This window comes from Fulvivirga kasyanovii, assembly GCF_009711405.1.
Lineage (GTDB): Bacteria > Bacteroidota > Bacteroidia > Cytophagales > Cyclobacteriaceae > Fulvivirga > Fulvivirga kasyanovii.
In genome coordinates, this window is record NZ_SMLW01000486.1 from 1 (window position 1) to 11,267 (window position 11,267).

The window sequence follows — 11,267 nt, forward strand, 5'->3', positions numbered from 1 at the left end:
CTGAGGAGGATACCTCCCGTGTCAATGCACTTATTGAAATGGGTAGCATACAGACCTACTTTGCCAAAGGGGATGTATTTAAATACACGGATGAAGCATCAGCAATATCAGAGAAAATTGGTTATGTGACAGGGCTAATTGAGGTAGATTTTTTACTTGCTTATTATTATGAACATTCCGGAAACAGCATGAAAGCCCTGGAGTATTTACATGATGCACTGGGAAAATGTAAGGAAAGTAATGACAGGCAAAGAATGGCAGAGTGTTGTAATTACCTGGGGCTTGTGCATGAATCTCTTGGCCAGGACAAGGAGGCGCTGGAGTATTATAAAGAATCCCTCAGTTTATGGCGCTCATTGAAAAACAGGCGAATGGAAAGCTTGTTGTTAGGGAATATTGCTCATGTTTATGCAGAAAATGAAGATAACAAGAAGGCATTTGAGTATTACAACAGATCTTTTGAAATAGCTAAAGAGACGAATGATGACATCAGGCTGGGCAGCACTTACAATGCTCTGGGCAAACTTTATTATAAAGAAGGAGAACTGGACAAAGCATTAGAGTACCAAAAGATTGCCTTGCCGTATGCTACCAAAAAAGAAGAAATAATTCTTATTTCCCGCATTTATTGTGCTATCAGTGCAATACACCTCGTTAAGGAAAATGCTCAGAAAGCCCGGGCTTCAGCAGAGCAGTCTTTACATTTTGCCTCTTTGGCAGGTTCAAAACATGATATTTTAGATGCATACAAAGGCATGCATCAGGCTCTTTATGCTTTAGGTGATTATGAAAATGCTTTTAGTTACCAATCCAGGTACATAGGCCTTCACGATAGTTTGAAAAACATGCAAAACGTGAAGGAAATTGAAAAATTGAAGCATAGCCATAATATGGAACTTGTAGATGAACGCCATAAAGCCAACCTGTTGAGAAGAAATGCCCTCATAGGAGTTTTGGTGGCCTTGCTGATCATTGGCTTTTTTATTTTTAACCGACGCTATCTACTGATGAAAAAACGCCTTGATAACAAGAGGCAGTTATTGCAGTACAGCATTCGTAACCTGAAAGAAAAGTCTGAACTGGTAGAAAAAGTAAATAAGGAATTACAGATATTCAAACAGAACGCCACACACGATGTGAAGATCAAGAAGTTTAACAGAGTGCTTCAGTTCAACATAGTGACAGACGATGACTGGGAGAATTTTAAGAAGGCCTTTGAGGATGTTTATCCTAATTTTATAGCCTCACTCAGGTACCATTACCCCAACCTGACCACTTCGGAAATACGACAGGCTGCATTAATAAAAATGAAACTGACCATAAAAGAGACCGCCTCAATTTTAGGTATCACGGGCGAAAGTGTTAAAAAGTCGCGCCACCGCCTGAAGAAGAAACTCGAATTGGATGAAAATGAATCCATTGAAGAGGTATTGGAGCGATTGCATGCCAGTGTCTCTGATGACTAAGGCCAGTTATACCATATGCACCAATACTGCTGATTGAGCCTGGAACAAGGGTAAAATCTGTGGAGTAAATAGATTGGAAAGTAAAACAAGTAATGTGAAACTTCCCACTGAAAATCAGTAAACCGCGCTTGTTGTTATATTATACGAGTTTGCCGATTGCTATTAACAACTGTCTGTCAGCAAAGAGGTAAAAATTTAGGGGCTCCCCAGAAATTCCGCTTGATCCTTGAGCCTGCCACTGAGGCCTTCGCTATCGATGGCATCAAAAAAACAGGAACAGTTTATATTTATATCCCCTGAATAAAAGATACGAGGTTCTCTTTGGAGTCGATGTTCAGCTTTTTCCTGAGCCTTTGGCGGGATTTGTCAACCGCACTTACCGATACATTGGCAATCTTTGATACCTCTTTGGTGGAAAAATTCATTTTTAAATAAGCACACAGTTTCTGTTCGTTGGGCGTAATGTTGGGGCAGGTTTTTGAAAGGCGCTCAAAGAATCCCTGATGCACTTTTTCGAAATGCAACTTAAACACATCCCATTCCTTGTCAAACTTCAGGTTATTATCTATTGCCTTGATAGCCTCAGCATTGTACGAACCCTTCCCGTTGGAGATCTTTTCTTTGATCAATTTGAGCGTATTGGTTTTTACCAGCATATTCATACTCAGCCCTGATAGCTCCTGCTCCTTCATCTCCAACTCATACTGCTTTTGTTTTTTTTCTGCCTCCAGCCGAGCCATTCGTTGCTTATGCAGTTTTGATCGAAGGTATAAAATATACCCCAACGCTATGATGCCGATAAAACCCAACAATGCCATAAAAGCGGACGTTTTGGCCTGCGCATTTTTTGCCACAACCTCAGCTTTTAACCGGGCCATTACTATCTCCTGTCTTTCGGTCTCATACTGAAGCTTCATTTCGTGTATGTCCTGCAGCTTTTCTTTATTAAGCAGGCTGTCCCGCACGTGATAAAAATGCTTATAGCTCCACAGGGCATCCTGAACCATGCCCAATTTATCATAAGCCTTGGCCTGGATCTCGTACGAATCCCTGAGTAGCTTAAGTGCAGGCATGGAATCAAGCCCGACTATCGCGGATTTAGTGAGGTCAATGGCCTTTTGATAATCACCTTTGTCATACCACACCCCGGCAATATTCACAGTTGACATAATCGTGTAGTGGTAATTCTGCACCGAATCAGCCAGGCTTAACGAGCGCTCAAGAAAATATAATGCACTGTCGTACTTCTTTTGCAAATGCATCAGGGCACCTACACCGCTATAGGTGTTGGACAATCCTTTGAGGTTGTTTATCTCTCTTTGTATGGCTATGGTAGTGGAGAATGCCTCCCGGGCCTTTGGTATATTGTCCTGCCCCTGGTAGATGAGGGCTATGTTCATCATTACATCTCCTTGTTTGAGTTTATTGTCAATTTCTCCATAGAGATCGTAGGCATCGTTGGTGTAGCTCAGGGCCGTGTTAAGGTCACCAACGGTTTGATAGCAGGCCCCCAGGTTCTGATATGCCGCAGCCAACTGGCGCCTGGATGCGTTGTGCCGTTCCTTGATGCGCAGTGATTGCAGAAAGTATTCAATGCCCTCATCCCACGAGCCCATGTCGAAATAAGCCCCACCCAGATTGTTGAGTACGCTGCTGATTTGAAGGCTGTCTGTGAGAAGGGGCAACGTCTTTTTGCAGTACGCTATGGATTTGGGAAAGTCACCCTGGTTGGAATACAATAGCCCCAATATCCAGTATGAGCGGATCTTGCCGCTTTCATAGCCTGCCTTTTCACTTTCTTCAAGGGCGAGGTGGGTATAGTAAAGTGCCGAGTCTGTAGAACCATGACTATAGAACCTGGCCAGCTCCTGGTAGATCAGTACCCTGCTGGTGTCATCTGAAGCATGCAATACCGATAAAAGGCTGTCCTTTTTACTTTGGCCGTCGGCATAAATAGAAACTATAAACAACAAACATAAAATGTAAGGGGATTTCATTTTTGAGGTTAGGTATAGGTTTACAGGTATTATAGGTTTAACATGTGACAACAATTACGGGACTATTCCATTACCGTGCCCGCCATTCCCGCACTGTATCTATCACAAGACAGAAAATACGCAAGGATGTCGCGCTTATCGGCTGTAAAGGGAGCTTTTACCTCTTTTAACAAAGTTTTCTTGGGTCAGTACTAGTAATGTCCTAGTGCTTTTTTTTCAATTCCGGCAGGTTATACCGTGTTTCGTTGCAGCTTATTACCACAGAGCTTTTCGATCAATTGTCAAATTTATTCTTCAACTAAACCAACACTATTATGAAAAATCTATTTAAGAGCGCAATTGCCATGATGTTGATGCTGCTCATGCTACTCGCATCGTGTAATGAACAAGAAGCTGAGTCTGACCTGAACCGGGAGCAGCCGGGAGATAATTTGGAGGGTGCTACCGCTGTACTTCCCGGGAACAGGGAAGGGGACAACAAACCCCCGGCACTGATCCACGAGGATCTGCTTATAGAAAGTGTGGAAAGTGATTATTATAAAGGCAATAAAAATTCGGCTACGGGGCGGACTGATAATCCTTATGGTCTGGCAGTGTCGGTAAACAGTCCTTATAGCGGGAAAACAGAGACTACAAGCTACTGGGGACCTCCGGCACACGGTATATACTGGTATGGTGACTGGTCGGGAGACTTCTGGCTTGATAATGGCAATTCCTCGGCTGATTTCGGAGGTTTTATTTCCTGTTATAAGAATGTTTATCTTGATGTAAACGCCATTCAGTACCCCGGAGGGCAGGCGCCACAGTCGCTGAAGGCTAAGCTGCTGGAGTTTGGCTATGCCTGTAAAAGTGGTGGGTACAACCAGGGTGGATATACGCAAAAATGGGAGATCATAGGAGTTTATAACGGTATAGAGTACCAGTTGGGCTGGATTTTATATGCGCACCTGGCCAGTGATGTGGTTTATAGCGTAGGTACGGTGCTAAATCTTAACGGGCCGGTGAAAATAGGCACTACATTCTCTACAGGTAATCCCAATGGAAATGGATGCTGGGGAAGTTGCCACCTTCACATAGAGGTGTTTAACTACCGCAACTGGCCCTGCTATGATGTTAACCCTCCAGCCACACAAAATAGCCGCATTGGTATATTGGGTGGCCTGGGCTCAAGTGTTGGTAACTGTCCTGATATTGGTGGAGGCGGAACGATGACCAATTGGGCCAGAAATGCAGTAAACTGCGACAGAAGCTCTGCCTACAGTAGCCAATACGATTGTAATAAAGCCTATGATGGCCAATATACCGGCTACACCAAATGGGTAAGCAATGGCAGCACCCAGACCTCCTGGATGACCCTTGACCTTGGTGCCCTGCGCAACATCAAGCAATTCAAGGTATTTCATGCTGGCAGTGTAGGAGAGCCCACTTCATCTAACACGCGAGCCTATCAGATCCAGTACAGCAATTCCTTTACCGGGCCATGGTACACCATTGTAAATGCCAATAACAGTGCCCAGGCCAATAGCAATACCTATGCTGTTAACCTCACAGCCAGGTATGTGGCATTGCTGGTAACAGACCCCGGTATTGATAACTATACGCGTATAGTAGAATTTGAAGTTAACGGAGATTAATTAGTCGGTAGTGTTTTGGTTGTGCCGGAGCCTTTGGGTTTTGGTGCAACCTTACCTTTTGTCCTGTAAGTATAAGAAGGAGAGGTAAAAACTCACTGTTTCGTTTCAATTCTAGCCTTCGCAGAACCGGAATTGTTGCTGTCCATATACCAATTTAGACCATAGCCTATTGGCTTTCTCCCTGGGGGTTAATGCTGTAGTAAATAATGTAAGTCATTATCATGAAAAGACCTCATTATATCCTGGAACAGGATAGGGATTATAGGGTAAGGTTTTAAGGTGTGATGTGTTGCTATATATTCTATAACCCAATGGTTTACATAACCTTATCACCATTTCTAGTGATTTATTCAAACCCTTAGAAGTAGTGTTTTATCTGCTTGCTCCTGTAGGTACATTTGACTTCGTATAAAAAACGATAAAATTTAAATTTTTAAAACTATGGGATTAGCAGAAAAACGCCTTGCTCAGGAAATTCAAAATGATAAGTTGCCGGCATTTGAGTCGCAAATCAAAGAAATTGCAGGATACGACATCAAAGTTGATATCGACTGGAATACTTTCACGGCCTATGATTCTTATCCGCTTTCACGGCTGGACATCGTGTTTAGCGATCTTACCGGTTGCTTAAAAAAAATCTGTGTTGATGATATGGGTAAGGAAGCACTAAAGGAGAAAATGAGTACCATCAAGCTCACCAACATTGAAAATGCTGATGATATAGCCATGGAATTCAACGGTGACGTTTTTGATCTGAAAGTAAAGCTGGTTGGAGATTCTTTCAGTGCTTATTCCGACTCGCAGCTTGCAAGCTACGTAGAGAGTCAGCTTTAATAAAAAAAGTCTTCTGGTCTCGGCTTTAATGATCTGAATTATAATAATTTAGGAGGGGAAAGCTTTCTGCAAAAGCTTCCCCTTCGCTAATCTTTGGATTATATGTTACTTTACATTTCAACGGGCGAAACGATGGAGAATGATATGGATAAACTGATAGCCATGGGCAAGCCTGCCCTTATACAAATGGCATGGAAGCTGGTAATGAACAGGCAGTTGGAATTCCATATCTCCTATGAAGATTATGAACCCTCAGTTTGGGTAAACAAGCACGAAGTACAGGTGAAATTCAGAAGACTGATCCGCTATATACCCGCGAGCAGCCACTTTGAATATGATATCACCGTAGCATTGATCAGTAAAGAGATTTCTCCCTTCGACAGTTGGTTTTACCGAAACAATTTTTTTGTGCCTGACAAGGAGCAGCGGCAAACCATTTCTTATCTCAAAGAACTTCTGGGATTGCCTTATTCATATATGAATCATGAGATTTCCGAAGATGATGAGAATTATTATGTCAATACCAATAGTAAAACTGCTTTTTGTCACTATATTGTAAATAAAAGATCAGGGGAGCCCTCAGAACCACTGCAAGGTACCTACGCTGTTTTGCCGCAAATGTTCCCTGAGTGTGATATTGATGAAGAGAACCAATGGGTGGAGCTAAAATGAACCATCTTATAATTTTACTAAGTAATGCAGGTAATTGAGATACATTTTGAAGGAGAAAGAAGTGTGCTGGCTGTTTCTCACGGGAAAGAAAAAATCAATGAACATCTGGAACTGCTTAAAGAAGCCGGACTTGCAAACCTTACACTAAAAACCGTTCCCCTGGAAGGGTTTCCTGTTTATGCTGTTGAGACACATAAAATTGATGATGCGGGAAGTGAGCATAATCATTTTGAATATGTGGATGAGCAAGGGTATGTACAGATGATCCAAATGCAAAAGCAGCATAGGGTGGAAGATAATTTCCATGTTTACTTCACTGCATATTATTTTGAGGAGGAGTATTTTCAGCAAGAACCCGGGCACCACCATATGGATTACCTGGACCATGCCCAGGTGGATAATTATTTTCTGAATGACGAAGATGTAGAGAAAGGTTTAGCTCACAGTCGCATCAGCAGGTTGGCAGGCCGCTGGGATTTGGATGGCCTTGATAAATTATTTACACGTTACATGGCATCGGGCTCTCCGGCCGAAAAGGAAGAGCTGGCTTACCACGGGTATCTCTCCGTATTCGCACAGATGGATTATGACTTTGCCTGTGGCAAGCTTACGGATGCAGGAATATCGCTGTTGATCCCGATAGCCGAAAAAATAAGCATGCTTGTAGGCAAGGAGCAGTGGGATGTTTACAGCAGGGCTTATATGATGCTACTGGAAGATGCCATTGAAAAGCATGAAGATAAAGTAGAACATTATTTTAACGAGGCAGAGCGTGCCGTTCAGGCCAATATGCTGGACTCACTGGAAGATCAGCAGGAAAGCTACAAGCAACTGGCACAGATCAATGATATGCTGGCCGAGTACTACTATTTTGATGATAAGCATTGGCATCGTGCCCTCGAATTTATCAATACCTCCATTGCCCTGGATCCCGCAGAAGGTGATTGGTTTACTTACCTGCAGTTGATCTATATTCCGTATGACGTCAGAAAGAACAAAAGAATGGAGGGATTGACGGAGCCGGAAATTAAAGAACGATATAAAAAGTGGCATGAGCTTAGGGATAATGAGATTATCAAGTTCAGGGCATTGGGTATTTCGCAGAATGACAGCAGGCACGCGGTGGCTCTGAATATTGCCCTGGCTTATAAGAGGCTTAGGGAATATGTAGAGTGGTATGCCTTGGCCGACAGCCTCTTCCCCGAACATGATTATCAGTATTGGCTGAATGAGGCTGTAAATTGGAAAAAACAAAAGACAACCAGGATGCAACTGACTGAAGCCGGTCATTTTTTTCATGCCGAAGGAAACAGGTACAAACGTATCGATCTTCTGGAGACAGCCGTTGCACATTTTCAGCGATTGATCGAGCAGGTTGTAGATGCGCCTTTTGAGGTCTATTACAAAGCCTCCGCCCTGGAGGATATTTCAGATATCTATTTTTCGAAAAATAACCACAACGAGGGAGTAAACTACCGTAATCAGGCTACCCAATGCTATAGAGACCACATCAGCCTGGTTGAGGGCAATCCATCCGTATTTATGCATTATACGGAGTACCTGGAGCGATGCTACATACACCCTGCTGATATCATCAAGCCTGCGATGGCGGAACTGGAAGCCCTTGCGGCAATTTCCGAAGATCAGGGAGAGGGCATGTACTCTTCGCCGGTAATGCTGAGGATACGGCTGGCCCTGTTGCAGGAAGATGAAGGCGAGGCACTGTATCATATTGTCAAATCCCTTATTTTGTTTGAACTCAGTATGGAAGATCATATTAAAGAGCTGGTTCAGATGCCGCAGATCCGGGGTTTTAAAAAACTTTATGCCTTGTTGAATGATACCCTGGCCTTTTTTGACGAGATCAGGGAGGGTTACTACCTGGATACAAAAATAAAGTGGGCGCAACTGCGAGAGATGACCCCGCAGGAAGTGTTTGAGGCTTGGGAAGAAAGAAAGGAAGCGCTCAGAAACCGTGAAAAAATAGCCTGGAGCTAAAAAGATACCTACCTGTGAAAGGCATATTGCTTATTATCATCATGACCATGAACTTCACTATCCCCGATGACAAGTATGTGAATATTACAGAGCATATTTCCGTGCAGCAGTTTGAGCAAATACAGCGCTTTATCCTGATCAATGGTGACAGAAAAACGTACCGGAATATTGACAACAATAACCCACACTACAGGCTCAATAATTTTGATATCTACCTTAATCCCGAAAATGTAAACCAGTTTTTAAGAGATCCTGAGTACGACAGGTTCAATGAAATAACGATATATCATCCTTCTAATGAGATTCAGTACTATACTTTAAGAATAGTCAGGGCAGGTGACGGAGAAAACAGTACCGCACGTTTTCCCGAAAACCTTGATGAAAACCAGGTTTACCTAAAGAATACCTACAATGAGAATATTGATGAAATGAAGAAAAACCTGTTGGATTATTATCTAAAGGAAATTTTTAAAGAAATGTTGTAAACCATGCACTGTATAAACGCTGCCATTTTTCAATTGCTTTTGCTTGTATCAATATGTTTCTCATGTCAGCAAGCCACGAATTCCGAAGCCGCTGATGTGGCCCTTGATACCGTACAGGCTAACGAAACCACAAAGCAAATGGATGTTGAAGGACCACTGGTTGAGAGTAAGAAAGAAGCTTCTGTTAATAAAGAAGATGATCCGGAGCTACACCAAGCTCAGGCAGAGGTCTTATCAGTCAGGGAGGAGTTGATTATGCCTGCAGACTACCTCACTACAGTGATGAAGGTAAGGACGGCCCAGGGTGATACATTGACTTTTACTGATGCCGAAGGCCTGGAAAGTCTGGCAGGAAAGGAAATAACTTTGAAATACCGCCTGATACCTCAGGCCAAATGGTTGGTTTGCAGGGAGTGTATGGCTTTTGATGAAAAAGTGAAGCTGGCGGATATTACCTCCGTGGCCTCAGAAGTACAATTTGAAAAGTTGAAGTTGCGCCAGTTTATTGAAGACCCATACATAGAGACAGCTTCAACATTCATGATGGAAAATGCGCAAGGCCAGGTTGAAGGGTTTTTGAGCGCAAAGTATGATCTGGCAAATGACAGTGTTAAAATGAAGCTATCATTTTACAACTATGGATTCGTCAATGCTTTTCACCCCGAACTGGTGAACCGGGCGGAACTCGAAGCCCTGAGTAAATAAACCCGGCAAAATCTACGCAATCAGTTCAGATGGCTCTTTTGTCTGAACTTTGGCTTTATCGATTTGGAACTATAGATCAGAGCCTGGATCAAAAGGCCGATAACTATGAGTGAGCAGATCTCCAGGTACGAATTAAAATTGCTGCTGGCTATGAGCTGATCAGAGGTTTTTAGTATCCTCCTGGTTTCCGTAAGCTGTATGTCGGAGAGCAGCTTTAGGTTAGACGATATGCTTATATGCTCTTGCTCAATGCTGCTGATCAGGCCCTGTTCAGGTGCAGAAATATATCTATGCTCCAGAGACTTTAACTGTTGAATGTCAGTTTTCAGCCTGCCGAAATATATCGCTTCATCCGGCGTCAGCCGCGTTTGCTCATACTGTACTATCAACTGCTGTATATCATCATCAAACTGGCTCACGGCTTTACTGTCCTTTTCGATCAGGATCTTCTTCTGATTAAAGATATCCGAGAGCTTATAAATATAGTTTTCAACCATCAGCCTGTCCTCATATACTGATGTAAATGCCTTCTGCAATGCAGAAAAATGACTTTTATCGACAATGCTGGTAATCAGCATAATGAAAAAAATAATGCCCAAACCCAACGCTGCTTTCGATTTCTGGGCGATTTGGTATGTCCATTTCATGTTAGTAGAGTTTTAGTCATGAGTATTGAGTCCGGAGTCAATGGCCGATCGGCAAATTGGCAAAAGCAATGGGCAATCCAGCCCTTCTTAAGTAGCCGGTACATCAAGACTCTATTATTTAATTTACAAAAAATAAGGGTAAAAAATTTACTTTTTTTGAGGAACTTACTGAGTCTCAAAGGGAATGTGTATAACCTTAGCCTTAAAGCATGTAACATGAGAAAAAAGCTGCAAAAAGCACTGATAAAGTTCCACTTTGCTGTTTTGGTTATAGTGCTACTTAACATCCTTTTTGAGGCATTGACTAAATATAGTCTCAATGATCATTTAGAATTAGCAATGGCGGTTGTGGTGGCTCTAAGTGGGGGTATGCTCTTCTTCTTTTGTCTCAGACCATTTAAAAAAATAGCCTTTTACTTTTCAATGTATGTATTGTTGATGATTTTGGCCGTACTTGCCTGGATCTTCCGTAGTTTCTTTTTTGGAGTTATTTTAGTTATACTTCTCTATCCAATCTTTCCAGGTGAAAAAAAGCACGAACAGGAAGGTGTAATTATCTCTGTTCCATTTCAAGGATTTATGAGCCGGTGTTGCGCCTATGAAGTGAAAGAACGGAAATTATTCATTTTTGAGAAAAGCTATGGTATGATTGAGTCCGAAGGGACCATAAATGTTGAGACTATTGTAATTTCTAATTCAACGAAAAAAATAACATTGACATTTTCAACCAGAGATAATACAGAGGTGAAACAAAAAGAAATTAAAAAATAAAAATATTAAAGAATGGCAGATATTAACGAACAGAGCCAAAAATTCATGGACTTTATGT

Annotated in this window: 10 protein-coding genes; 8 read left to right on the forward strand and 2 right to left on the reverse strand. The window is 42.2% G+C overall.

Features of this window, described 5'->3' with window-relative positions:
• Positions 1-1,466: tetratricopeptide repeat protein (locus E1163_RS09240; RefSeq protein ID WP_155171153.1), on the forward strand; the 1,466-nt coding region annotated here is incomplete at its 5' end.
• A gap of 287 nt (positions 1,467-1,753) precedes the next feature.
• Here E1163_RS09240 and E1163_RS09245 read toward each other — a convergent pair.
• Positions 1,754-3,463, reverse strand: a complete 1,710-nt coding sequence (locus tag E1163_RS09245; RefSeq protein ID WP_155171154.1) for a tetratricopeptide repeat protein — start codon at positions 3,461-3,463, stop codon at positions 1,754-1,756.
• Positions 3,464-3,777: 314 nt separating this feature from the next.
• On the opposite strand from E1163_RS09245, the gene E1163_RS09250 reads away from it, so the two are divergent.
• The 6 genes from E1163_RS09250 (at position 3,778) to E1163_RS09275 (ending at position 9,791) form a co-directional block, all read left to right on the forward strand.
• The gene (locus E1163_RS09250; protein ID WP_155171155.1) at positions 3,778-5,097 is read left to right on the forward strand and encodes a discoidin domain-containing protein; all 1,320 of its coding nucleotides are present in this window, start codon (positions 3,778-3,780) and stop codon (positions 5,095-5,097) included.
• Positions 5,098-5,538: 441 nt separating this feature from the next.
• The gene (locus E1163_RS09255; protein ID WP_155171156.1) at positions 5,539-5,931 is read left to right on the forward strand and encodes a hypothetical protein; all 393 of its coding nucleotides are present in this window, start codon (positions 5,539-5,541) and stop codon (positions 5,929-5,931) included.
• Positions 5,932-6,033: 102 nt separating this feature from the next.
• Positions 6,034-6,603, forward strand: coding sequence for a hypothetical protein (locus E1163_RS09260; RefSeq protein WP_155171157.1), 570 nt, complete (start codon positions 6,034-6,036; stop codon positions 6,601-6,603).
• 24 nt (positions 6,604-6,627) lie between these two features.
• Positions 6,628-8,601: a hypothetical protein gene (locus tag E1163_RS09265; RefSeq protein WP_155171158.1), complete on the forward strand. Its 1,974-nt coding sequence runs from the start codon at positions 6,628-6,630 to the stop codon at positions 8,599-8,601.
• Positions 8,602-8,615: 14 nt separating this feature from the next.
• Positions 8,616-9,086, forward strand: coding sequence for a hypothetical protein (locus E1163_RS09270; protein WP_155171159.1), 471 nt, complete (start codon positions 8,616-8,618; stop codon positions 9,084-9,086).
• 3 nt (positions 9,087-9,089) lie between these two features.
• Complete coding sequence (locus E1163_RS09275) at positions 9,090-9,791, forward strand: hypothetical protein (RefSeq protein ID WP_155171160.1); 702 nt, start codon at positions 9,090-9,092, stop codon at positions 9,789-9,791.
• A gap of 20 nt (positions 9,792-9,811) precedes the next feature.
• Here the strand turns inward: E1163_RS09275 and E1163_RS09280 are convergent, their stop codons facing one another.
• Complete coding sequence (locus tag E1163_RS09280) at positions 9,812-10,438, reverse strand: MCP four helix bundle domain-containing protein (protein WP_155171161.1); 627 nt, start codon at positions 10,436-10,438, stop codon at positions 9,812-9,814.
• 216 nt (positions 10,439-10,654) lie between these two features.
• Here E1163_RS09280 and E1163_RS09285 point away from each other — a divergent pair, with 216 nt between their 5' ends.
• Positions 10,655-11,209 carry a hypothetical protein gene (locus tag E1163_RS09285; protein ID WP_155171162.1) on the forward strand — a complete coding sequence of 185 codons (555 nt, stop codon included), beginning with the start codon at positions 10,655-10,657 and terminating at the stop codon, positions 11,207-11,209.
• Positions 11,210-11,267: the final 58 nt, after the last annotated feature.